General features: G+C 72.7%; 18 protein-coding genes. 10 read left to right on the top strand and 8 right to left on the bottom strand.

All coding sequences use genetic code 11. The features are described from left to right. Positions 1-189 precede the first annotated feature (189 nt). A complete protein-coding gene (locus FSY66_RS06980; RefSeq protein ID WP_144792744.1) occupies positions 190-630 on the top strand; it encodes an RDD family protein in 441 nt (146 codons plus the stop codon). 76 nt (positions 631-706) lie between these two features. On the opposite strand, the gene FSY66_RS06975 is transcribed toward FSY66_RS06980, so the two are convergent. The 3 genes from FSY66_RS06975 to lipB form a co-directional block, all read right to left on the bottom strand. Next, on the bottom strand, positions 707-1,495 hold the full coding sequence (locus FSY66_RS06975) for a DUF4191 domain-containing protein (RefSeq protein ID WP_144792741.1): 789 nt from the start codon (positions 1,493-1,495) through the stop codon (positions 707-709). Between the two features lie 170 nt (positions 1,496-1,665). After that, positions 1,666-2,676: a lipoyl synthase gene (lipA, locus tag FSY66_RS06970; protein ID WP_144792738.1), complete on the bottom strand. Its 1,011-nt coding sequence runs from the start codon at positions 2,674-2,676 to the stop codon at positions 1,666-1,668. Positions 2,677-2,768: 92 nt separating this feature from the next. Further along, a complete protein-coding gene (gene lipB / locus FSY66_RS06965; RefSeq protein WP_144792735.1) occupies positions 2,769-3,473 on the bottom strand; it encodes a lipoyl(octanoyl) transferase LipB in 705 nt (234 codons plus the stop codon). Positions 3,474-3,545: 72 nt separating this feature from the next. Between lipB and FSY66_RS12575 the strand changes: the two genes are divergently transcribed. Continuing rightward, the gene (locus FSY66_RS12575; protein WP_186304485.1) at positions 3,546-5,438 is read left to right on the top strand and encodes a hypothetical protein; all 1,893 of its coding nucleotides are present in this window, start codon (positions 3,546-3,548) and stop codon (positions 5,436-5,438) included. A gap of 146 nt (positions 5,439-5,584) precedes the next feature. Here the strand turns inward: FSY66_RS12575 and FSY66_RS06955 are convergent, their stop codons facing one another. The 4 genes from FSY66_RS06955 to FSY66_RS06940 all read right to left on the bottom strand — a co-directional run bounded on the left by FSY66_RS06955 (position 5,585) and on the right by FSY66_RS06940 (position 11,649). Beyond that, on the bottom strand, positions 5,585-5,932 hold the full coding sequence (locus tag FSY66_RS06955) for a hypothetical protein (RefSeq protein ID WP_144792732.1): 348 nt from the start codon (positions 5,930-5,932) through the stop codon (positions 5,585-5,587). A 193-nt stretch (positions 5,933-6,125) separates the two neighbouring features. Further along, complete coding sequence (gene sucB / locus FSY66_RS06950) at positions 6,126-8,351, bottom strand: 2-oxoglutarate dehydrogenase, E2 component, dihydrolipoamide succinyltransferase (RefSeq protein ID WP_144792729.1); 2,226 nt, start codon at positions 8,349-8,351, stop codon at positions 6,126-6,128. Positions 8,352-8,439: 88 nt separating this feature from the next. After that, positions 8,440-9,807 carry a dihydrolipoyl dehydrogenase gene (gene lpdA, locus FSY66_RS06945; RefSeq protein WP_144792726.1) on the bottom strand — a complete coding sequence of 456 codons (1,368 nt, stop codon included), beginning with the start codon at positions 9,805-9,807 and terminating at the stop codon, positions 8,440-8,442. Positions 9,808-10,002: 195 nt separating this feature from the next. Further along, on the bottom strand, positions 10,003-11,649 hold the full coding sequence (locus tag FSY66_RS06940) for a leucyl aminopeptidase (RefSeq protein ID WP_144792723.1): 1,647 nt from the start codon (positions 11,647-11,649) through the stop codon (positions 10,003-10,005). Positions 11,650-11,994: 345 nt separating this feature from the next. On the opposite strand from FSY66_RS06940, the gene FSY66_RS06935 reads away from it, so the two are divergent. From FSY66_RS06935 to FSY66_RS12855, 7 genes are all read left to right on the top strand, one after another. After that, on the top strand, positions 11,995-12,915 hold the full coding sequence (locus FSY66_RS06935) for a PAC2 family protein (protein ID WP_144792720.1): 921 nt from the start codon (positions 11,995-11,997) through the stop codon (positions 12,913-12,915). A gap of 23 nt (positions 12,916-12,938) precedes the next feature. Next, the gene (locus FSY66_RS06930; RefSeq protein WP_260853556.1) at positions 12,939-14,207 is read left to right on the top strand and encodes an MFS transporter; all 1,269 of its coding nucleotides are present in this window, start codon (positions 12,939-12,941) and stop codon (positions 14,205-14,207) included. A 99-nt stretch (positions 14,208-14,306) separates the two neighbouring features. Continuing rightward, positions 14,307-15,761 (top strand): hypothetical protein, encoded by a 1,455-nt coding sequence (locus tag FSY66_RS06925; RefSeq protein WP_144792717.1) that lies wholly within the window; start codon positions 14,307-14,309, stop codon positions 15,759-15,761. 189 nt (positions 15,762-15,950) lie between these two features. After that, the gene (locus tag FSY66_RS06920) at positions 15,951-17,657 is read left to right on the top strand and encodes an RNA polymerase sigma factor (protein WP_260853555.1); all 1,707 of its coding nucleotides are present in this window, start codon (positions 15,951-15,953) and stop codon (positions 17,655-17,657) included. Positions 17,658-17,818: 161 nt separating this feature from the next. Continuing rightward, entirely contained in the window at positions 17,819-18,817 is a 999-nt protein-coding gene (locus tag FSY66_RS06915; RefSeq protein ID WP_144792711.1) for a dihydroxyacetone kinase subunit DhaK, read from the top strand. Positions 18,818-18,828: 11 nt separating this feature from the next. After that, positions 18,829-19,497, top strand: a complete 669-nt coding sequence (gene dhaL / locus FSY66_RS06910) for a dihydroxyacetone kinase subunit DhaL (protein ID WP_144792709.1) — start codon at positions 18,829-18,831, stop codon at positions 19,495-19,497. 347 nt (positions 19,498-19,844) lie between these two features. Then, positions 19,845-20,147 carry a GyrI-like domain-containing protein gene (locus FSY66_RS12855; RefSeq protein ID WP_260853554.1) on the top strand — a complete coding sequence of 101 codons (303 nt, stop codon included), beginning with the start codon at positions 19,845-19,847 and terminating at the stop codon, positions 20,145-20,147. A gap of 114 nt (positions 20,148-20,261) precedes the next feature. On the opposite strand, the gene FSY66_RS06900 is transcribed toward FSY66_RS12855, so the two are convergent. Next, positions 20,262-20,459, bottom strand: coding sequence for a DUF7455 domain-containing protein (locus FSY66_RS06900; protein ID WP_006214873.1), 198 nt, complete (start codon positions 20,457-20,459; stop codon positions 20,262-20,264). 374 nt (positions 20,460-20,833) lie between these two features. On the opposite strand from FSY66_RS06900, the gene FSY66_RS06895 reads away from it, so the two are divergent. After that, a complete protein-coding gene (locus FSY66_RS06895) occupies positions 20,834-22,942 on the top strand; it encodes a DNA gyrase/topoisomerase IV subunit B (RefSeq protein WP_144792706.1) in 2,109 nt (702 codons plus the stop codon). Positions 22,943-22,945 lie beyond the last annotated feature (3 nt).

Here is a 22,945-nt window from a genome sequence, read left to right as displayed (position 1 = left end):
GCGCGGCCTCCGCACGACTGGCATCGCCGCCGCGGGTCGTCCTCGACCCTGCGGAGGTGCCGCTGCCCAGCCGCGGCCCTGGTGCGTCGCGGGTGTTTCAGACCCCAGTCTATCGGCAAGCGGACCGGCCCCTTCGTGGGGGCGCGGCGCTCACCGGCCGCGTCCAGGCGATCCGGATAGGGTGCTCGGATGATCGATCGCCAGGACATCGGCAGCTGGATGGACGGGCCGCCCCCCGGCCAGGACCATCCGGGGCAGCGCTTGGGCCGCCCCGCGGAGGGCCCCGGATCGATCGCCCGTCTGGGGCGCCGCGTGATCGGCCTGTGCATCGACTGGGGCATCGCCATGGCGCTGGCCTGGGCCTTGCTGCCCTATGAATGGGTCAATCTCGGCATCATCGGAGCGTGGTTCGCGATGACCTTCCTGGCCGTCGGCGCCACGGGGCACACGATCGGGCACTTCGCGCTCGGGATGCAGGTGCAGACCCTCGACGGGCGCCCGATCGGGATGGCCCGGGGCTTCGTGCGCACGTTCCTGACGCTGCTCGTCATCCCGGCGCTGCTCTTGGATCAGGACCAGCGCGGATTCAGCGATCGGCTGATCGGCACCGTGCTCGTGCGCATCCGCTGAGGATTCCCCGGACACGAAGAGGGCCCCGGGACGTCGACGACGTCCGGGGGCCCTCTTCGTCCTCGCGCGCGGGGGATCAGCGGCCGCGCAGCGACTTGCGGTCCGGACGGGCGCGCATGGGATCGACGCCCTTGGGGATCGGCAGCTGATTGGCCGGGATGCTGGCCAGGCGCTGGTGGACCACTGAGACCTCCTGCTTGGTCAGCTTCTTGTCGAGGCCCTTCATGTGCTGGGCGAGGCCGTTGAGCGGGACCTGGTCCTCGCGCGCACCGGCCGGGATGATGTGGATCGGCACGTTGCGGATGCGCGGCCCGATCCGGCGGCGCTCCTTGTCGGCGAGCTTGCGGGCCCGGCCGGTGGGGCCCTCCGTCACGAGCACGACGCCCGGGCGGCCGACGGCGCGGAACACCAGGTCGCGCGAACGGGGGTCGATCTGGACGGGCTGCTCCTCCACGATCCAGCCGCGGCGCAGCGTGGACAGTGCGGCGCCGGTGGCTCCGGGTTGATCCTCGATCCTCGCGAAGGCGGCCTTCTCCGCTCGTCGGGAGAGGAACCAGAAGGCGATCAGCACGGCGAACGGGATGCCGATCAGCAGCCAGGTGATCCAGTTGCCGAGCAGCAGGCCGATCAGCAGGAACACGAGCAGCACGCACAGCGCGATCGCGACGAGCTTGAGCGTGATGTTGGAGTCGTGCTCCTTGGTGATCCGGAAGACCTGCTTGATCTGGGCGAACGGGCCCGGACCGCGCTCGGCCCTCCGCTGGGCCTTGGCCTCCTTCTTCTGCCGCTTCTCGTCGGCCCTGGCGGTCCGGCGGTCAGCGGCGGCGGTGGAGCCCTTGCGGCGGGAGGGACTGCGGTCGGTCACGGATGGGATCCTCGTCGTTCGAAGGGTGCGGTGAGGCCGCCCGGCTGCTCGCGGGGAGCCTTCGGGCGGCGGAGCGGGGCCAGTCTAGCCGCTGCGGGCATGGCCGGCCGGAGCGCGGAGAGGGCCGCACGTCGTCGACTGCGCGACGACGTGCGGCCAGGAGAGCCGGTTCAGCGGCCGAGCTTGGCCACCAGGGTGGAGGCCTCCTGGGCGGTCGAGCCCTCGTCGGTGATGTGCGCGAGGTTCTCGGGGACCTCGCGGCCCAGCTTCTTCATGGCCCGGGCCCACAGGCGCCCGGAGCGGTAGGACGAGCGGACCATGGGCCCGGACATGACGCCCAGGAAGCCGATCTCCTCGGCCATCCGGCCGTACTCCACGAACTGCTCCGGCTTGACCCAGCGGTCGATGGGGTGGAAGAGCTTCGACGGGCGCAGGTACTGCGTGAGCGTGATGATGTCGCAGCCCGCGTCGTGGAGGTCGCACAGGGCCTCGTAGATCTCCTCGTCGGACTCGCCCATGCCCAGGATGAGGTTGGACTTGGTGATCATGCCCTGGTCCTTGCCGAAGCTGAGGACGTCGAGGGAGCGCTCGTAGGTGAACGCCGGGCGGATCTTCCGGAAGATGCGCGGCACGGTCTCGAGGTTGTGCGCGAAGACCTCGGGCCGGGCGTCCACGACCTCCTGCAGCGACTCCGGGCGCCCCTTGAAGTCGGGGATGAGGATCTCCATGCCGGTGCTCGGCGAGATCTCGTGGACGGCGCGGATCGTGTCCGCGTAGAGCCACGCGGCCCCGTCCTCCTGGTCATCGCGCGCCACGCCCGTGACGGTCGCGTAGCGCAGATCGAGGTCCCGGATGGACTCCGCGACCTTGCGGGGCTCCTCCCGGTCCAGGGGCTCGGGGCGGCCGGTGGAGATGTCGCAGAAGTCGCAGCGCCGGGTGCACACCGAGCCGCCGATGAGGAAGGAGGCCTCGCGGTCCTCCCAGCACTCGTAGATGTTGGGGCAGCCCGCCTCCTCGCAGACCGTGTGCAGCCCCTGGCCGCGGGCCATGGACTTGAGCTTCTTGTACTCGGGACCGGTGCGAGCCGTGTTCTTGAGCCAGTCGGGCTTCTTCTCGACCGGGACCTCGGCATTGCGTGCCTCGACGCGCAGCAGGCGGCGGCCTTCCGGGGCGATGGTCATCGACATTCTCCTCGTCGGTGGTCCTGAGCGCTGCTCAGGCGGTCTGTGGGCTGCGGTCCGGTCCGCGCGGATCCGCGGACGCGGGCCGCCGGTCAGGCCGCGCTCGGGGCGGGCCAGGGCAGGGGTGCGGCGTCGGCGGGGATCTCGCTGACGGCGCAGAGATCCGCCTCGCGGGCGATCAGCTCCTCGACGACGAGGGGCCTGACCTCCGCGGGCGTCACGGTGCGGCCGAGCTCCCGGCTGATCGTGGTCACTCCGGCGTCGGAGATGCCGCACGGGATGATGCTGCCGAACGGCTCCAGGCCGTTGCTGCAGTTGATCGCGATGCCGTGCATCGTGGTCCGCTTGGAGACCTGCACGCCGATCGCGGAGATCTTGCGGTCGCCGCCGCGCTCATCGGCGGCGACCCAGGCGCCCGATCGGCCGTCGACGGTCACGGCCTCGACGCCCAGCCGGCGCAGGACGGCCAGCACGAGCTGCTCCATGTCCCGGACGAACTTCACGACGTCGATCGGGGTGGTCAGCTTCATGACGGGGTACACGACGAGCATGCCGGGCCCGTGCCAGGTGATCTTCCCGCCGCGTCCGATCTCGACGACCTCGGTGCCGTCCGTGGGGTACTCCTCGGCCGCGGCGCGGCGCCCCGCCGTGTAGACGGGCTCGTGCTCGCACAGCAGGACCGTGTTGCCGCGCGTGCCCGCGACGACCTCGTCGTGGACGGCCCGCTGCAGCTCCAGAGCCGGCCGGTAGGGGACCAGATCCGGGGCGAGACCGAGGCACTCGATGGAGAGGGACATGTCACCAGGGTACGCCCGCGCCCCTGATGTGGATAACTCGGCGTCATCGTCCGCCGACAGCATGCTGGGGCCATGGACGAGATCGACGCGAGGACAGGGCCCGGGGCGGATCCCTTCCGTGCCCTGCTGCGGGACGACGGCGCCTGGGCGGCCGGCCGCGGGCGCAGGCTGCGGCATGCGCAGTCCGGGGAGGTGTTCGTGCGGATCGCGCTGCCCGCGGGGGCCGATCCCGAGCGCTGGGAGGAGCTCGTCGAGGCGCTGGCCTGCGTGCACAGCCCCGAGCTGATCGTCCCGCGCGCCGTGATCGACGACGGCGCGGCGCTGCTCTATGCCGAGACGGCGGAGCGGACGGGGGAGTCCTTCGCCGAGACCCTCGAGGCGGGCGCGGCGGACGACCAGCTCGGGACGCTGGGCATGGCCGCCGACATCGCCGCGGCGCTCCGGGACCTGCATGCAGCCGGTGCGGTGCTGGGACGGCTGCGGCTCCAGGACGTGCTGCGCGCCGATGACGGGTGGGTGCTGCTCGTGGGCCCGGAATCGGCGGCGCGGGTGGCCGCCGGTGCGCAGCTCGAGGAGCAGGGCGCGGCCGACGTCGTCCTGCTGGCTTCCGCCGCGATCACGGTCCTGACCGGGCGGCGCCCCAGCGAGCATCGGGCCCGGGCGCCGCTGCGGGCCACGCATCCCCTGCTGCCCGTCGTCGCGGCCGATGCCCTGGACGGCGTGCTCGACCGGGCCCGTGATCCGGCGGCCGACGGCTCTGCCATGAGCGCGCGGGAGCTCGAGGCGCTCCTGCGCCCTGACGCGCTGTCGGGTGCCGAGGCGGGCACCGGGAGCCGTCCGCGGACCGGGCCCGCGGGCCGCCACCCGAGCCGCGGCGGCGGGAACGCCGTCGTGCCCGCCGACGGGGCACCGGAGGTGCGCGGCACGGCCGTGGGACGGGGCGGTGACGGCGGGGCTGATGACAGGCGCGATGACGGAGACACCGAGGTCCTGCCTGTCGCGGTGCACGGGCCCGTCGCCGCGCAGGGGCGCACCGGGCCACGCGGAGGGGAGCGCCGGCGAACGGTCCCGGCCGAGGACCGCCGCTTCGGCACGGGCACTGCGGGCGGGGCGGCTCACGGGCTCCGGCAGCCGCGGCCGATCCCCGCTCGGACGCGGAGACGGCTCGGACGCGATCGGGCGGCTCCGCGTGAGGGGCGCCGCGATCCCCGGCGGACAGGCGCGGTGCTGCTGGGCGCCGCAGCGATCGTCGTGGCGGCCGGCGCCCTGTCGGGATGGCAGGTCCTCTCAGGAGTGACCGGGGGCGCGGATGCGACCTCCGCGGCGGGGCAGGCGGCGGGTCGCGGTGCGGCGGACATGACGCGGGCCCCGGGGGAGACGGGCGCGGCGGAGGAGACGGACGTGCCGAGCGCTGCCGCATCGCCCGACGGCGGGACTGCTCCGGCGGGGGCCGCGCCCGAGGCGGCGCCGACCCGCGCTGCCTCGGACCCACAGGGCCCTCACGGCGGCGGGACGGCCGGGACGGGAGACACGGACGGGGCCGACGCCGATGTCAGCGCCGAGCACAGCCCGGAGTACGCCGCGGCCGCCCTGATCTCCCTGCGCGCCGATGCCCTGCGCGAGGACGACCGGCGGCTGCTCGACTCCGTGTACGCTCCGGGGGCCTCCGATCTGCACGACGACCGCGCCACGCTGGAGGACGCCCGCGGCTCGGGAGCCTTCTCGGACCTGACGATGGTCCTGGCCCGTGCCCGGCCGCTGCCGAGCGACGCGGGTGCCGAGGGCGAGCCTCCTCCCGGGCCGGGCGATCCGCGCACGGCAGCCGTGTCGGGAACGGCTCGGGCCTCCGGGACGGGCCTGGACCCGGAGGTGGAGGGCCGCGCCGTCATCGAGCAGGAGGTCGCGGTGCACCTGGTCGTCGACGAGCGGCAGCGGTGGCGGATCGCGGACGTCGTGCCGGGCTGATGCCCGGACCCGGGCGGCCTGGGCCCCGGGAGGTGAGGACCGCCGCGCCGAGTGCAGACGACGAGCCGGGACCGAAGGGGATCGGTCCCGGCTCGTCGTCGGATCGGTCGAGTGCGGCCCCGGGGAGCGGGTGCCGCGCGGTCAGCTCACCAGAGGACCGCGACCGCCATGTTGATCAGCGCGGTGCCGCCCACACCGTGGGCCAGGCCGGTGGAGACGGGCTCGCCCTTGGCGGCCTTGCGGTGGCCGATCAGGGCGGCGACGAACACGCCGATGGACAGCAGCAGCTTCACCGCGATCTTGGCGTGGTTGACGGGGCCGTCGCCCATCTCCGCGATGCCCACCAGGAGCAGGCCGGACAGGAGCATCACCACCGAGGACCAGAACTGCCAGGCGGTGACCGTGGGGCTGCGGAACGTGGCGATCCACGTGCCGATGATGACGGCGGCGCCGAAGAGGTGGACGAGGACCAGGAGGGAGTACACGAATGCCATGCTCGTCAGCCTATCGGTCGCCCGGAGGCCGTCTGCCGGCGCAGCGGTCTCACCGCGGTGATCTCAGCCACCGCATGAGGGAGGGCCCCGCACCGCGTGCACGGTGCGGGGCCCTCCCCAGGGCGGCCGCTGGACGTCGGGCGAGCGGCGTCAGCCGCCTGCTCGGCCCGACGGGACCTCGGTCAGCTCGGGATCACAGACCCAGCGAGCCCTCGAAGCGACCCTCCTCGAGACGGGCCTTGAGGCCCTTGAGGAACCGGCCGGCGTCGGCGCCGTCGACGATGCGGTGATCGTAGGTCAGCGACAGGTAGCACATGTGGCGGATGGCCACGACGTCGTTCCCGTCGGCGTCCTGGATGACCATGGGGCGCTTCACGATCGTGCCCGTGCCCAGGATGCCGACCTGGGGCTGGTTGATGATCGGGGTGTCGAACAGGGCGCCGAAGGAGCCGATGTTCGTGATCGTGAAGGTGCCGCCGGCGAGCTCGTCCGGGGTGATCGAGCCGTCGCGTCCACGGGCGCCGAGGTCGGCGATGCCCTGGGCCAGGCCCGGCAGCTCCATGTCGCCGGCGTCCTTGAGGACCGGGACCAGCAGACCGCGCGGGGTGTCCACGGCGATCGCCAGGTTCTCGGAGCCGTTGTAGATGATCTCCTTCTCGTCCTCCTTGAACGTGGCGTTCAGGGCCGGGTTGGCCTTGAGCCCCTCGGCCACGGCCTGGGCGAAGAACGGGAGGAAGGTCAGCTTGGCGCCGTGCTTCTCCTGGAACTGGTTCTTGGCCTTGCTGCGCAGCGCCGCCACGCGGGTCATGTCGACCTCGGTGACCTGCGTGAGCTGAGCCGACTGCTGCAGCGACTCGCGCATGCGCTTGGCGATCGTCATGCGGATGCGCGGAGCCTTCTCCGTGGTGCCGCGCTTCTCGGAGACCGGCTGGATGGTGGTCGGCTCGCCGCTGTCGGCGACCGGAGCCCCGCCCTGCTGGCCCGAGCCGGACGAGGCCGGGGCCTGGGCACCCGACTCCGCGGCGGCCAGGACATCCTGCTTGCGGATGCGTCCGCCCACGCCGGTGCCCTCGATCGAGCTGAGGTCGACGCCCTTCTCACGGGCGAGCTTGCGCACCAGGGGCGTCACGTAGCCCGCGGCATCGCCGGAGCCGGACTTCTTCGCCGGAGCGGAGGACTCCCCCTTCTCCGGCGTCTTCCGGGCCGAGCCGGACTTCTTCGAGTCCTGCTCCTGATCGGCCTTCTTCTTGTCCTCCTTGGCCCCGGAGTCCGCCTTCTTCTCGGCGGCCTCGTCGGTGGCCTCGGGGGTCGACGACGACGTGGCGGCGTCCTCGATCTCCTCGTCGGACTTCTGCTCGGAGGCGCCGGAGTCCTTGTCGGAGTCCTGCTCGGCGGAGTCGTCCGAGTCATCGGAGGACGGGGCGGCATCGGCGTCGCCGACGACGGCCAGGACCTGTCCGACCTCGGCGTCCTCGTCCTCCTGGACGCGGATCTCCAGCAGGGTGCCGGCGACCGGGGAGGGGACCTCGGTGTCGACCTTGTCGGTCGAGACCTCGAGCAGCGGCTCGTCGACGGCGATCTCCTCGCCGATCTCCTTGAGCCAGCGGGTCACGGTGCCCTCGGTCACGGACTCGCCCAGCGCGGGCAGGGTGACCTCGGTGCCGGAGCCGCCCGAGGACTTCGTCTCGGCCTTCGGCTTCTCGGCCGGCTGCTCCTTCTCGGACTTCTGCTCGGAGGCGCCGGAGTCCTTGTCGGAGTCCTGCTCGGCGGAGTCGTCCGAGTCATCGGAGGACGGGGCGGCATCGGCGTCGCCGACGACGGCCAGGACCTGTCCGACCTCGGCGTCCTCGTCCTCCTGGACGCGGATCTCCAGCAGGGTGCCGGCGACCGGGGAGGGGACCTCGGTGTCGACCTTGTCGGTCGAGACCTCGAGCAGCGGCTCGTCGACGGCGATCTCCTCGCCGATCTCCTTGAGCCAGCGGGTCACGGTGCCCTCGGTCACGGACTCGCCCAGCGCGGGCAGGGTGACCTCGGTGCCGGAGCCGCCCGAGGACTTCGTCTCGGCCTTCGGCTTCTCGGCCGGCTGCTCCTTCTCGGACTTCTGCTCGGAGGCCTGGGAGTCGGAGGAGTCGTCGTCCGAGGAGGCCTCGGAGTCGTCCGAGCCGTCGGAGCCCGAGCCGGAGCCGTCGCCGATGACGACCAGCGGCGCGCCGACCTCGACGTCCTCGTCCTCCTGGACCAGGATCTCCTCGATCACACCGGCCACCGGCGAGGGGACCTCGGTGTCCACCTTGTCGGTCGAGATCTCGACGATGGCCTCGTCGACGGCCACCTCGTCGCCGACCTCCTTGAGCCAGCGGGTCACGGTGCCCTCGGTGACGGACTCACCGAGTGCAGGAAGGTTCACGGTTTCAGACATGTTCAGATTCTCTTTCTGACGTCAGGTCGGTGCGGTGCTCGAGATCGGCCGGCGGCACCGTGTCGGCGCCGCCGGCCGAAGGGCCTCATCAGCCGTGCAGCGGAATGCCCGCCAGGGCCATGGCGGCCTCGCCGAGGGCCTCGTTCTGCGTGGGGTGCGCATGGATGAACTGGGCGACGTCCTCCGGGTAGGCCTCCCAGTTGACGATGAGCTGGCCCTCGCCGATCTGCTCGGAGATGCGCTTGCCGATCGCGTGGAAGCCGATGATCGGGCCGTCCTTCTCGCGCACCATCTTGACGATGCCGCCGGTGCCGAGGATCGAGGACTTGCCGTTGCCCAGCAGGTTGTACTCGAAGGCCTCGACGTTCTCCTTGCCGAACTTCTCCTCGGCCTTGGGCTGGGTGTAGCCCACCGAGGAGATCTCGGGCTCGGTGAAGGTGACCTTGGGGATGTTGATGTCCTCGACGGGGATCGGGTCGAGGCCCGCGATCTCCTCGGCCACGAAGCGGCCCTGCTGGAAGCCGCGGTGGGCCAGCTGGACACCGGGGACGATGTCGCCGACGGCGTAGATGCTGCCCACTCCGGTGTGCAGGCGCTCGTTCGGGGTGACGAAGCCGCGATCCATGGGGATCCCGACCTCCTCGAAGCCCATGTCCTCGGTGCGCGGGGCACGGCCCACGGCGACCAGGACGACGTCGGCCTCGAAGGTCTTGCCGTCGGCCAGCGTGACCTTGGCGCCGTTGTCGTCCTGCTCGACCTTCTCGAAGAAGGTGCCCAGGTTGGTCTTGATGCCCTTCTTCTTGAACTCCTTCTCGAGGATCTTGATGATCGCGGGATCCTCGTTGGGGACCAGGTGGTCCAGGCCCTCGATCACGGTGACGTCGACGCCGAAGGAGTTCCACATCGAAGCGAACTCGGTGCCGATCACACCGCCGCCCAGGACGATCGCGGACTTGGGGGTCCAGTCGATCTCGAGGGCCTCGGTCGAGGTCATGATCCGGTCGCGGATCTCGATGCCCATGGTCTTCGAGTAGGAGCCCGAGGCCAGGATGATGTGCTTGCCGGTGTACGTCGTGCCGTCGACGTCGATCGTGTTCTCTCCGGTCAGCTTGCCGAAGCCGTCGACGACGGTGACCTTCTTGGACTTCACGAGCCCCTGCAGGCCCTTGAACTTGCCCGCGATGATGCTGTCCTTGTACTCGCGGACCTTGGCCATGTCGACGGTGACGTCGCCGATGGACACGCCGTACTTCTCCGAGTGCTCGGCCTCGGAGGCCAGCTCGGCGGAGTGCAGGTACGCCTTGGTGGGGATGCAGCCCCAGTGCAGGCACGTGCCGCCGAGCTTCTCCTTCTCGATCAGCGCGACGCTGAAGCCCAGCTGGACCCCGCGCAGTGCCGCTGCATATCCGGCGGAGCCGCCGCCGAGCACCAGGATGTCGAATTCGTTGTCTGCCACGGATGACGCTCCCTTGCAATCTCTTCCACAACGCTCGGCGTCTTCGCCGCGCTGGGGCCCCTGTCGAGAGGCCGCTGTGCTTCTGCTCAGTCTAGCCCGGACGCACCCGGGCGCCAGGCGGTGGCGAGCGCGCCGCACGGCCGCGCCGCGGCGGTCGGTGCGGCCCTCGTCACCGCGGGGACGGCGCCCGCGCGATCAGACCGGGCGCCCGGCCACGATCTCGAGCGCGCGGAACAGCGTCAGCACGCCCATGCCGGTGCCCTGCCGGGGCGTGTAGCCCCACGGGGAGTCCTCGTTGAACGACGGGCCCGCGATGTCCAGGTGGGCCCAGGGGCCGGCGGGTCCCGCGGGGCGGAGGTCATCGGCGGAGCCGGTGTGCTCGGCACCGCCGAACTCCCGGAGGAACAGCCCCGCCACGAGCATTCCGCCCTCGCGGTCGCCGATGTTCTTCAGATCGGCCACGTGCGAGTCCAGCGAGGCGCGCAGGTGCTGGGGCAGCGGCATGGGCCACACGGCCTCGCCGGAGTCCGCGGCGGCGGAGACGACCACGTCCACGGCCTCCTCGTCGCCCATGACGCCCGCGGTGCGCTTGCCGAGCGCGATCATCTGCGCGCCGGTCAGCGTGGCGACGTCGACGATCAGCCCGGGGTCCTCCTCGCGGGCGGCGACGAGGCCGTCGGCCAGGACCAGGCGCCCCTCGGCGTCCGTGTTCAGGACCTCGACGGTGCGCCCGCCGCGCATGCGCAGGACGTCGCCGGGGCGCGTCGCGGTGCCGGAGGGCATGTTCTCGGCCAAGCACAGCCAGCCGGTCGTGGAGACCGGGACCCCGGCCTCGGCGGCGGCCAGGACCGTGGCCAGCACGGTAGCCGCCCCGGACATGTCCGACTTCATGGTCATCATCCCCGTGCCCGGCTTGAGCGACAGCCCGCCGGAGTCGAAGGTGATGCCCTTGCCCACGAGCGCGACGTGGTCCACGGGCCTGGCGGGCTCCCAGCCGATGCGGACCAGGCGCGGGGGATGGGCCGCCCCCTGGCCCACGCCGATCAGCCCGCCGTAGCCGCCGGCGGCGAGCTCGTCCTCCGCCAGGACCTCGACGGTGAGCCGGCCCCGGCCGCCGGGGGCCGCCGCCGCGGCGAGGTCGCGGGCGAGCTCCGCCAGCGACTCGGGGTAGACGGTGTCCGGGGAGAGATCGGTCAGCGTCCGCGACAGGGCGACGGCGCGTCCGAGCGTCTCGGCGCGGGTCAGGGCGGGTTCGAGCTTGCCGGACGGGATGCCGGAGACCGCGAGGGTCGCCCGCTGCAGCGGGGTGCCGGCGGACTGGCGGGTCGTGTGCTTCTGCGCGGCGAACACGAAGGCGCCCAGGGCCGCGCCCTCGGCCGCGGCGGCGGCCTCCTGCGGCGTCTGAGCGGGCAGGGCGAGGACCGCGTGGTCGCGATCGGCCAGCGAGCGGGCGGCGGCGCCGGCGGCGCGGCGCAGCGACTCCTCCCGGGAGTCGGTCTCGCGGCCGTCGCCCAGGCCGGTCAGCACGATCACGGGCCAGGCCGCGCCGGACGGGGCCGCCAGCGTGCGGACCTCGTCGGCGGCTCCGGTGATGCGCAGGGCCTCCGCCTGCAGCTGGAGGTCCGCGGGCAGCCCCTTGCTCTCGAGGGGCAGGGCCACGACGGGGCCGTCGGCGGTCTTCTCCACCCCGAGCACGAGCGCATCGGCGGAGATCGAGGACACCTTCTTGGAGCTGGCCTCGAGGCGCAGGCCCGCGGAGGGCACGAGGTCGATGAGACGGGCGGGCGTGTCGGCGCCGGTGCGCCGGCGTCCCGGGCTGCGGTGCTGAGCGGAGCGTGCCATGGGCTGTTCCATCCTCTGGGTCGCGGTGGTCGCCGGCGCGCGGTGGGCGCCCCGGTGCCGGCGGGAGGCGGCGGGGGGCGGGTCTGCGGGAGGTCCGTCCCGGCCGCGCCGGCCGGCATACGAGGCGATCGTATCCGCCGCCCCGGACGCGTCCGGGGCGCAGTCCGGCGCCGACGGTGCGAGACTGGACGGCATGCGGCCGCGCCGCACCCGCGGCCGCGGCGCTCCCGGCGGCGCAGCGGCCCGGGAGCAGCCAGGAATAGAACGGGCCCGGAAGCGGGTTTGACCCTGGACAGCGATCCCGCCGCGGGCGGGGCCGCACAGCACGTCGACGGAGGAGTAACTGTGGCTGAAGCATCCGAGCTCTACCTGGCGAATCCGAGCCTGCTCGATGATCCCCGGATGCACGGCGCCCCCATGATCGTCGCGCTGTCGGGCTACGCGGATGCCGGGCATCTCGCGGAGCAGGTGCGCGAGACGCTGCTGGGGGAGCTGCCCTCGGAGGTCGTCGCGCGCTTCGACACCGACCAGTTGCACGACTACCGCGCCCGTCGTCCGCACGTGCGCTTCGTGCAGGACCACTTCGAGCGGATCGACCGTCCGGAGCTCGCCCTGCACGTGGTGACCGATCCGCTGGGGCAGCGCTTCACGCTGCTCTCCGGCCCGGAGCCCGACCTGCTCTGGGGCCGGTTCCTGGACGCGGTCATGGAGCTCGTGGAGCGGCTCGGGACCTCGATCGTCACCGATGTCACCGGCTTCCCCATGCCGGTGCCGCACACCCGGCCCTTCCTCGTGACCCCGCACGGGTCGCGGACCGATCTGGTGAGCTCGGCGTTCACCAGGCTGCCGATCATCGAGATGAGCTCGTCCGTGGCCCAGCAGCTCGAGATCCGCCTGGCCGAGGCCGGCGTGGATCACGTGGGCTTCTCGGTGCACGTCCCGCAGTACATGGCGGAGGCGACGCTGCCGCAGATCGCGGTGACGGCCTTCGAGCACTTCGCCGCCGCGACGGCGCTGACCTTCCCCACCGACGGCCTGCGCGACGACTCGCGCGAGGCGCTGCAGCGCATCGAGGAGCAGGTCGGCGAGTCGCCGGAGATCCAGTCCGTCATCGCCCAGCTCGAGCAGCGCTACGACGAGGCCGTCGACGGCGCCGCGCCCCGGTCGCTGCTGGCGGGGGACGCCGCGGATCTGCCGGACGCCGACGAGATCGGCGCCGCGGCCGAGGCGTTCCTGGCGCACCGCACCGAATCCGACGATCAGTGAGGTCCTCAGGGGCGTCGCGGCCCGTGCCGCAGCGCGACTCGCGCACGGCCTTCCTCGTCATGGGGGTCGGGGTCTTCGCGTACATGGTCGCAGTGGCTCAGCGCACGAGCTTCGGCGTCGCCTCGACCGAGGCCGCCGACCGCTTCGGTGCCGCCGCCTCGGAGCTGTCCCTGTTCACCATGCTCCAGGTGCTCATCTACGCGGGGATGCAGATCCCGGTGGGCGTGCTGGTCGATCGCCTCGGGTCCCGGCGCATGGTCGCCATGGGCGCCGCGCTGATGATCGTGGGCCAGGTGCTGCTGGCCATGGCCGAGTCCGTGGGGATGGGCGTCCTGGCGCGCGTGTTCGTGGGCGCCGGCGATGCCATGACGTTCGTCTGCGTCCTGAAGATCGTCCCGGCGTGGTTCTCCCTGCGCTACTCGCCGATGGTCACCATGGCCGTGGGGGCTGTCGGCAACCTGGGCCAGCTGCTGTCCGTCATCCCGTTCAGCCTCCTGCTCTCGGCCGCCGGCTGGGTGCCGTCGTTCCTGTCCCTGGCGGGACTGTCCGTCCTGACCCTCGTGCTCGTGCTGGCCTTCCTGCGCGACACGCCGCAGGGGGCCGCCGACACCGGCGGCTCCGCCTCGCTGCGGCGCACCCGCGTCCAGCTGCGGCGCAGCCTCCGCGATCCGGCCGTGCGCTTCGCGTTCTGGCTGCACTTCACCATCCAGTTCCCCGGCAACGTCTTCGGCCTGATGTGGGGCTACCCGTACCTGCAGAACGCGCAGGGGATGTCGCTGGGGCAGGCCTCGTTCATCATGACGTTCTTCGTGCTGGCCAACATCGTGGTCGGCCTCGTGCTGGGCGGGATCGTCTCGCGGGCGCCCCACCGGCGTCTGCGCCTGGCCTTCGCCGTCATCGGCTGCGGCGCGCTGGCCTGGATCGTGCTGCTGGCGTGGCCCGGTCAGGCGCCGTTCCCGGTCGTGCTCGCGGCGGTGGTGATGATCGCGATCTCGCTGCCGGCCTCGATGCTCGCGTTCAACATCGTCCAGTCCTTCACGCCGCGCACGCGCACCGGCACGGCCACGGGCATCGCGAACGTCGGCGGGTTCGTGGCCGGGCTGATCGCGATCTTCCTCATCGGCGCGGCGCTGGATCTGCAGCTCGCGCTGGGGGTGAGCCAGGAGCTGTACTCGCCATCGGCCTTCCGGGTCGCGATGGCCACCCAGCTGCTGGTCACGGCGGTCGGCTCGGTCCTGTGCCTGCTCTCGGCCCGACGCCTGCGCGGCAAGTACGGCGCGCAGGCGGTCTGAGGCCTCCACAGGACCGGCCGCGGCCGGTCGGCGGGGCGGGGAGCGCATGCGCTCGCCCCACGCAGCGGAGCCCGTGCCTCCGCGGATCACGCTGTGCCCATGAGCACCCACGCATCGCCTGCCGAGTCCCCGTCCTCCGGCCCCCGCCACCAGCGCGACGCAGCCCCGGCGCCGTCGAGCCCGCGGGCCGTCGCTTCGGGCTCCCCCGTCGGCGCAGCGGCCGCCGCGCCTGCCGAGCCGTTCATCCCGGTGGCCCGCACCGCCGCGGATCTCCTGGCGATCATCCCGCACACCCTGGCCTGCTGGCCGCGCCGGTCGGCCGTGCTGCTCACGGCCTCGGCGGGTGCACCCGGACCCTGCCTGCGCGTGGATCTTCCCGAGTCCCGCGTCCTGGCCGACGAGGCCGCCGTGCTCGAGTGGACGGCCGAGCTGTCGGACCTGCTCGAGCACGACGTCCTCGGCGACCGCGTGTACCTGGCGGTGTTCATCGCGGGCACGCGCCTGGCGCCCCACGAGATCGAACGCGTGGTCGAGGCGGTCGGGGAGGCCGGGGCCCTGTCGGGCCACGCGCTGGCCGGAGCCTGGGAGGTCGGCTCGGAGCACTGGGTCGATCTCGAAGAGGCCGAGCCCCGCGCCCTGCATCGGCTCGAGGAGATCCGCTCGAGCGCCCTGTGGACGGCCATGGTGGTCTCCGGCAGCGCCGTGGCGGAGCGCGAGGACGAGCCGCGCGGGCCCGCTCGGCGCCGCTGCGAGCCATGCGTCCCGGCAGCGCCCGGCGGTGGCGGCGAGGCCGCCGCAGAGGCGCAGGCGGCGCTGCGCGTCGAGGACTGCCGGGCGCTCGTGCGCGAGCTCGAACGGCGCTGCGGCTCGCGGACCGGCTGGGGCGGAGCGGAAACGGCGGTCTGCGCGGCGGATGGGATCGCGGCATGGCAGTCCGTGCTCGCCGGCGACGCAGCCCGCGGCGGAGCGGATCGGGCGGGTGGGCTCGATCCGGCGGCCGCCGGGTGCGCGACGCCGGCGGGCGCTGCCGCGGCGGCCGCCCGGCTGGACGCCGCCGGTCTCGCCGATCTGCTCGGCGTCGTGATGGATCCGGTGGGCTCCGATGCGGCGGTCGTCGCGGTGCTCACGGGCGATGCGGCCTCGGCGGCCGTCGCGTGGGAGCAGGCCGCCGCGGCCGTCCCGGGCGGATCGGCCGGGGCCGAGCTGCGGTGGATGCTGGCGGTGCTCAGCGGCCGGTGGGACGGGCGACCGGACTGGGGCCGGGCGGCCGCCTTCGAGTCCGTGCTGGAGCTGCTGCTGGATCTGCTCCACGGGGCTCCCGCCCGAGAGTCCGGCAGCGCCTGCCTCCGGGAGGCGGAGGCCTGGCTGTGGGTGGCCACGGCGCACCTGGAGCGCTTCCGCGGGCGCGGCAGCTGGGCGAGCCAGTGGCTGCAGCTGGCCGAGGAGGCCGTCCCGGGACATGCCGGTGCTGCCAGGGCGCGGCTGCTCGGATCGCGGTTCCCGGTGCCCGTCTGGGCCACGGATCCGGTCACGGCCTGGCATCGGGGCAGGTGAGCCGCGGCCGCCGAAAAAAGATCCGCGACATCCGCGAATCGCGGAACAAATGGAGTGGGGCTCTGGTTGGATCCCTCTGTAGGCCCTTCAGGCCCACCGGGAGCGGCCACGCGGCACCGGGGGCTTGACAGGGTCATAGGCGTTATGGCTGAAGAGTCGTGCGCACTGTCTAGCGAGGAAAGGTCACCAGTGTCCCCTGCTGCCCAGAACAAGACGACTGCCGCTGCGAGCACGAGCGACCCTGCCGGGGCCGACGCCGCAGGCTCGGAGTCCTCGGGCGGAGCCGCCACGACCAAGACCGCGGCCAAGAAGACGACGGCGGCCAAGAAGACCACCGCTGCGCGCAGGACCGGCACGAGCGCGGCCAGGTCCACGGCCGCCAAGTCCCGCGCCGCGAAGTCCACGGCCTCCCGGACCTCGTCGACCAAGACCTCGGTTCCCGAGACCGGGGAGGAGGCCGCCGCCAAGACGGACACGCAGGAGGAGGGCCAGCAGAAGCCTGCCGCCAAGGCCCCGGCGGCCGAGAGGACCGCCGCCAAGAAGACCGCGTCCAAGAAGACGGCGGGCGAGAAGAAGACCGCGGGCGGGAAGAAGGCGGCCGACGAGAAGCCTGCGGCCAGCAGGTCCGCGGCCCAGAAGACCGCCGCGGCTGCGGAACCTGCGGACGACGACTCCTCGGCCCCCTCGGAGGCGCCCCGCAAGCTCGCCGCCGCCACGGCCGAGGTCGAGCCGGAGGAGGACGAGTTCCAGGACGCGGCCGCCGAGGACCTCGACTCCGCGGACGAGGCCGAGGACTCCGCCGACGAGGGCGACGATGTCGTCATCCAGGGCGACGAGGCCGAGAAGGCGCGCTCGGGCACCGAGGTCATCGCCAAGCGCACGGGCAAGGAGACCGAGACCAAGTCGGACACGGTCCGCGGGTTCGTGCTCTCCAACAACGACGACGACGACGCCCCTGCGCAGCAGGTCGTCTCCGCCGGCGCGACCGCCGACCCCGTCAAGGACTACCTCAAGCAGATCGGCAAGGTCGCCCTGCTCAACGCCGAGCAGGAGGTCGACCTCGCGCTGCGCATCGAGGCGGGGCTGTTCGCCGAGCACAAGTACAAGGGCGAGGACGCGGACAAGCTCTCCAAGGAGGACCGCAAGGCCCTGCGCTGGGTGATCCACGACGGCAAGCGGGCCAAGAACCACCTGCTGGAGGCCAACCTGCGCCTGGTCGTCTCGCTGGCCAAGCGCTACACGGGCCGCGGCATGCTGTTCCTGGACCTCATCCAGGAGGGCAACCTGGGCCTGATCCGCGCCGTCGAGAAGTTCGACTACACCAAGGGCTTCAAGTTCTCGACCTACGCCACGTGGTGGATCCGCCAGGCGATCACCCGCGCGATGGCTGACCAGGCCCGCACCATCCGCATCCCGGTGCACATGGTCGAGGTCATCAACAAGCTGGCCCGCGTCCAGCGCCAGATGCTCCAGGACCTGGGCCGCGAGCCCACGCCGGAGGAGCTGGCCAAGGAGCTGGACATGACGCCCGAGAAGGTCGTCGAGGTCCAGAAGTACGGCCGCGAGCCCATCTCCCTGCACACCCCCCTGGGCGAGGACGGCGACTCCGAATTCGGCGACCTCATCGAGGACTCCGAGGCGGTCGTGCCGGCCGACGCCGTGAGCTTCACGCTGCTCCAGGAGCAGCTGCACTCGGTGCTCGACACCCTCTCCGAGCGAGAGGCCGGTGTGGTGGCCATGCGCTTCGGCCTCACCGACGGCCAGCCCAAGACGCTGGACGAGATCGGCAAGGTCTACGGGGTGACCCGCGAGCGCATCCGCCAGATCGAGTCCAAGACCATGTCGAAGCTGCGCCATCCCTCGCGCTCGCAGGTCCTGCGCGACTACCTGGACTGATCCTCGGCTAACGGGCGGGGCCTGCCCGCCCGGGGCCGCGACCGCATAGCCTGGGCTCGGATCCCGGCAGGTCCGGCCGCCGCCGGCTCCGCGACGGTCCCGGCCGATGCGCGGCGGCCGCGGACCGGTCCTCGCCCCCGACCGCCGTGCAAGGAGCAGCCATGCGCCGCAGCATCGTCAACGACCCCGACCAGCTGGTGCCGCAGGCCCTCGAGGGGCTCGTCCTGACGCATCCCGAGCTGCTCGCCCTGGACGCCGAGCACCGCTTCGTGAAGCGCCGGACCCCGGCGCAGGGGAAGGTGGGCCTGGTCTCCGGCGGCGGCTCCGGGCACGAGCCGCTGCATGTCGGGATGGTGGGCACGGGGATGCTGGACGTCGCGGTGGCCGGCGCCGTGTTCACGGGCCCCACCGCGCTGCAGGTCCTGGAGGCCACCAGAGCGGCCGACTCCGGGCGCGGCGTCGTGCAGATCGTCAAGAACTACACCGGCGACGTCCTCAACTTCCGCATCGCGGAGGAGATCGCCGGGGACGACGCGATCGACACCGAGATCGTGCTCGTCGACGACGACCTCGCGACCGACGGGCAGGACGGCGCCGGCCCCGGACGCCGCGGGACCGCGGCCACCCTGATCGTGGAGAAGCTCTGCGGCGCAGCCGCCGAGCAGGGGGCCGACCTGTCCGAGGTGGCCGCGATCGGACGTCGCGCCGCCGCCTCCGCGCGGACCATGAGCCTGGCACTGTCGGCAGGGACGCCCCCCGGCGACGAGCGGCCGCAGTTCGACCTCGCGGACGGGGAGGTCGAGCTCGGTGTGGGGATCCACGGGGAGCGCGCGGCGCGCCGCGCTCCCTTCGCGGACGCCGACGGGCTCACCGAGCTGCTGCTCGATCCGCTGCTGGAGCACCTCGGGCTGCCGCGGGGCCAGGAGGTCCTGGCATTCGTCAACGGCCTGGGCTCGGCGACCCAGCTCGAGCTGAGCCTCGTGGCCCGCGCCGCGCACCGGCGCGCGCAGCGAGAGGGACTCGTCATCGGGCGGTCCCTGGTGGGGTCCTACGTGACGAGCCTGGACATGCACGGCATCTCGATCACGCTGATGCCGCTGGATGAGCAGACCCGTCAGCTGTGGGACGCCCCCGTGCGGACCCCGGCCCTGACCTGGTGAGGAGACCGGACATGACGACGCTGAGCACATCCCCCGCGCAGTTCGGCCGGGACTTCGTCCTGGGCGCGCGCGAGACGCTGGCCCGTGCCGCCGACACCCTGGGGGAGCTCGACCGCCGCGCCGGGGACGGAGACTTCGGCACCAGCGTGCGGACCGCGCTCGCCGGGCTGGACCGGGAGATCGAGCGCGCCGCCCCCGAGTCCTGGCGGCAGTGGCTCACATCGCTGTACCGGGGCTGGCTGGGCGTGGGCGGAACGAGCGGGCCGCTGTTCGGCATGCTGTTCCGCGAGCTGTCGAAGGCCGGCGACGACCGGCAGCTCACCCTGGAGCAGCTCGCGCAGGCGCTGGCGGACGGACAGGCCGTGGTGCAGAAGTACGGGCAGGCGCAGGTGGGGGACAAGACGATGGTCGATGCCCTGGCGCCGGCCGCGGCCGCGGTGGGCGCGGCGATCGAGCAGCGGCAGGAGGCCGCGCAGGCCCTCGAGGCCGCCGAGCGCGCCGCGGTCGAGGCCGCCCAGGCCACCGCTCAGGGCACGGCCCGGCGCGGGCGCGCCAGCTACGTCGGCGAGGCGTCGAAGGGCGTCATCGATCCCGGGGCCGCCGCGGTCGCCCTGATCCTCGGCGCGGCACGCGTCGCAGCCGGGGGCCAGGGCCCCGTCGACGACTCCTGGATCGGCTGAAGCTCTGCGCGCGCCGCCTCTGCGGCCCGTCCCCGGGGAGGGGACATCTCGGGGTGCCCGGCTCTAGGATGAGATCGACGACCCGTCCGCGGTCCGCCGGGCCGCCCGAGCCGAGGAGCCACGATGCCCCACGACCAGCAGCCCTCCGGCCTGCAGCTGAGCGACGAGCCGGTGGGCGAGGTCGAGATCTTCGAGGCCTCGCAGATCCCCACCCTCGTGGTGAAGGTCCACGGCCACCCGGCGGACCGGATGCCGGAGGTCTTCGACGCGGTGTTCCGCGCGATCTTCCCGGCCATGGGCCGGCACGGTCTCACCCCTGCCGGCCCGCGTTCAGCCTGCACCACCGGATGCCCGACGAGACGGCCGACTTCGAGGTCGGGCTCCCGCTCAGCAGCCCGGCCGAGGCCGTCATCGACGCCGCGGGGGACCTGCGCTTCGAGCCGTCGTGGCTGCCGGGCGGACGGGTCGCCCGCATCTCGCACCTCGGCGGCTACGAGCAGCTGGGTGCGGCGTGGACCGGATTCCTGGGGGCCGTGTCGGCCGCCGGGGCGACGCCCGAGCTCCCGTTCTGGGAGGTCTACGCGACGGAGCCCCGCCCGGGCATGGACCCCGCCGAGCTGCGCACCGATCTGTTCACGCGCGTCGGTTGAGCCGAGCACCGCGCAGCGCCGCGGGCAGCGCCACGAGCAGGGCCCCGTTCACCGATCGGTGAGCGGGGCCCTGCTCGTCGGCCCTGGTCGGGGGGCCGGGACGCCGAGCGGCCGTCAGGAGATGCGCTCGGTCTCGTCCTGCCACTGCGCGGCCATGGGCCGCAGCTTGTCCTCGTTCGCGCGGGCGTGGTGAGCGCAGAACAGCAGCTCGCCGCCGGTGGACTCGAGGACCACGCGGACGTAGGCCTGGGCTCCGCAGGCGTCGCAGCGGTGGGTGGCGTTCAGTTCTGGGGTCTCAAGCGTGGTGTTCACGATTCCTCCTCGTGCTCGGAGTCCGGACTCCGGCGCACGGCGCCGGGTCGGGCTCTTCCGGCCCAGCATGGCGCTGGACCGCTGCCGGATGCACCGCATCGGCGTGGGGCCGGTGCATCGGTTCGGACTATGGAACCACGAGCGCCCCCGGCTTGCTTCCCGGGGCGCGGGATTTCGCCCACCGCGCACGAGGCCCGCGGCGGCCGGGCTGCCCGCGCACCGGGCGGGGCGGTCGGGGCGACGCCGAGGTGTCGTGGCGCCGGTCTAGAGTTGAGGACGCCCGCGGCTGGTCCGGCGGGGCCCATCGCCATCGCGATCGGCCCCGCGGCCGCTCGGGCCGATCGCCGATCCCGACCTGCAGGAGCGCTCCCGCCGTGACCCCCACGACCTCCGAGTACAACGCCCGCCACCTCTCGGTGCTCGAGGGCCTCGAGGCCGTGCGCAAGCGCCCGGGCATGTACATCGGCTCGACCGACGGCCGCGGTCTGATGCACTGCCTGTGGGAGATCATCGACAATTCGGTCGACGAGGCCCTGGCCGGCCACGGGCAGCAGATCACGGTGGTGCTGCATCGGGACGGGTGCGTCGAGGTCCACGACGACGGCCGCGGCATCCCGATCGACAAGGAGCCGCGCACCGGCCTGTCCGGCGTCGAGGTGGTGTTCACCAAGCTGCACGCCGGCGGCAAGTTCGGCGGCGGGTCCTACACGGCCTCCGGCGGACTGCACGGCGTGGGCGCCTCCGTCGTCAACGCCCTGTCCTCGCGCCTGGACGTCCAGGTCGACCGCGGCGGGAAGACCTACCAGATGTCCTTCCGCCACGGCGAGCCCGGGCGGTTCGAGGACAAGGGCGCGCCCAGCCCGCAGGCGCCGTTCGAGCCGTTCGTGGCCGAATCGGAGCTCGAGGTCGTGGGCCGGGCCAAGCGCGGCGTGACCGGGACGCGCGTGCGGTACTGGGCCGATCGGCAGATCTTCACCCGCGATGCGCAGTTCTCCTACGACGAGCTCGTCAAGCGCGCTCGCACCACGGCGTTCCTGATCCCGGGGCTGCGCATCACGGTGCGCGACGAGCGCCGGCTGCCGGACACCGCCGGAGAGGCGGGGCCCCACGAGGAGGTCTTCCAGCACGACGGCGGCATCTCGGAGTTCGTCGAGTTCCTGGCCGCCGACGAATCCGTGACCGACGTCTGGCGCTTCCAGGGGGAGGGGACCTTCACCGAGACGGTCCCCGTGCTCGACGACAGCGGCCGCTCGCGGCTCGAGGACCTCGAGCGCACCTGCGAGGTCGACGTCGCGCTGCGCTGGGGGGTCGGCTACGACACCGAGTTCCGCAGCTTCGTGAACATCATCTCGACCCCCAAGGGCGGCACGCACCAGAGCGGGTTCGAGCAGGCCCTGGTCAAGGTCTTCCGCAAGCAGATCTCGGCCAACGCCCGCCGGCTCAAAGCCGGGACCGAGCGGATCGAGAAGGACGACATCCTGGCCGGTCTCACGGCGGTGCTCACGGTCCGGCTCGCGGAGCCCCAGTTCGAGGGCCAGACCAAGGAGGTGCTCGGCACGCCGGCCGTGCGCCAGATCGTCGCCAAGGTCGTGGAGAAGGAGCTCACCGCGGCGCTGACCTCGACCAAGCGCGATCAGAAGAACCAGGCCGGGCAGGTGCTCGAGAAGGTCGTCGGGGAGATGAAGTCGCGCATCTCGGCGCGGCTGCACAAGGAGACGCAGCGCCGCAAGAACGCCCTCGAGACCTCGTCCATGCCCGCCAAGCTGGTGGAATGCCGCTCGACCGACGTCGAGCGCTCCGAGGTCTTCATCGTGGAGGGCGACTCGGCGCTGGGCACCGCCCGCATGGCCCGCGACTCCGCCTACCAGGCGCTGTTCCCCATCCGCGGCAAGATCCTCAACGTGCAGAAGGCCTCGCTGCCGGACATGCTCGCCAATGCCGAGTGCGCCGCCCTGATCCAGGTGATCGGCGCCGGCTCCGGGCGCACGTTCGACCTCGATGCGGCCCGCTACGGGAAGGTCATCATGATGACCGACGCCGACGTCGACGGCGCGCACATCCGCACGCTGCTGCTGACGCTGTTCTACCGCTACATGCGCCCGCTCGTGGAGGCCGGCAAGGTCTACGCGGCCGTGCCCCCGCTGCACCGCGTGGAGATCGTCACCAAGGGGTCCACGGCGAACGAGACCGTCTACACGTACTCCGAGGCGCAGCTGCAGCAGCTGCTGGCGAGGCTCGAGGCGGAGGGCCGGTCATACAAGGAGCCGATCCAGCGCTACAAGGGCCTCGGGGAGATGGACGCCGATCAGCTGGCGGAGACCACCATGGACATCCGCCACCGGCTGCTGCGCCGGGTCACCATGAGCCAGGCCGAGGAGGCCGAGAGGGCCTTCGGGCTGCTGATGGGCTCCGAGGTGGCCCCGCGGCGCGACTTCATCATCGAGGGCGCGGCCCGCCTGGACGCCGAGCAGATCGACGCCTGACCC

It is taken from the genome of Kocuria palustris (assembly GCF_007666205.1).
GTDB lineage: Bacteria > Actinomycetota > Actinomycetes > Actinomycetales > Micrococcaceae > Kocuria > Kocuria palustris_A.
The sequence above is the reverse complement of the archived record's forward strand: the minus strand, read 5'-3'. Positions and strand labels throughout refer to the sequence as shown.

Excerpts from the sequence above, each read along its gene's own strand:
- FSY66_RS12855 (WP_260853554.1), top strand. The coding sequence starts at position 19,845 with ATGCCCGACGAGACGGCCGACTTCGAGGTCGGGCTCCCGCTCAGCAGC.
- FSY66_RS12575 (WP_186304485.1), top strand. The coding sequence starts at position 3,546 with ATGGACGAGATCGACGCGAGGACAGGGCCCGGGGCGGATCCCTTCCGT.
- sucB (WP_144792729.1), bottom strand. The coding sequence starts at position 8,351 with ATGTCTGAAACCGTGAACCTTCCTGCACTCGGTGAGTCCGTCACCGAG.
- FSY66_RS06915 (WP_144792711.1), top strand. The coding sequence starts at position 17,819 with ATGCGCCGCAGCATCGTCAACGACCCCGACCAGCTGGTGCCGCAGGCC.
- lipB (WP_144792735.1), bottom strand. The coding sequence starts at position 3,473 with ATGTCCCTCTCCATCGAGTGCCTCGGTCTCGCCCCGGATCTGGTCCCC.
- dhaL (WP_144792709.1), top strand. The coding sequence starts at position 18,829 with ATGACGACGCTGAGCACATCCCCCGCGCAGTTCGGCCGGGACTTCGTC.
- FSY66_RS06925 (WP_144792717.1), top strand. The coding sequence starts at position 14,307 with ATGAGCACCCACGCATCGCCTGCCGAGTCCCCGTCCTCCGGCCCCCGC.
- FSY66_RS06980 (WP_144792744.1), top strand. The coding sequence starts at position 190 with ATGATCGATCGCCAGGACATCGGCAGCTGGATGGACGGGCCGCCCCCC.
- lipA (WP_144792738.1), bottom strand. The coding sequence starts at position 2,676 with ATGACCATCGCCCCGGAAGGCCGCCGCCTGCTGCGCGTCGAGGCACGC.
- FSY66_RS06940 (WP_144792723.1), bottom strand. The coding sequence starts at position 11,649 with ATGGCACGCTCCGCTCAGCACCGCAGCCCGGGACGCCGGCGCACCGGC.
- FSY66_RS06955 (WP_144792732.1), bottom strand. The coding sequence starts at position 5,932 with ATGGCATTCGTGTACTCCCTCCTGGTCCTCGTCCACCTCTTCGGCGCC.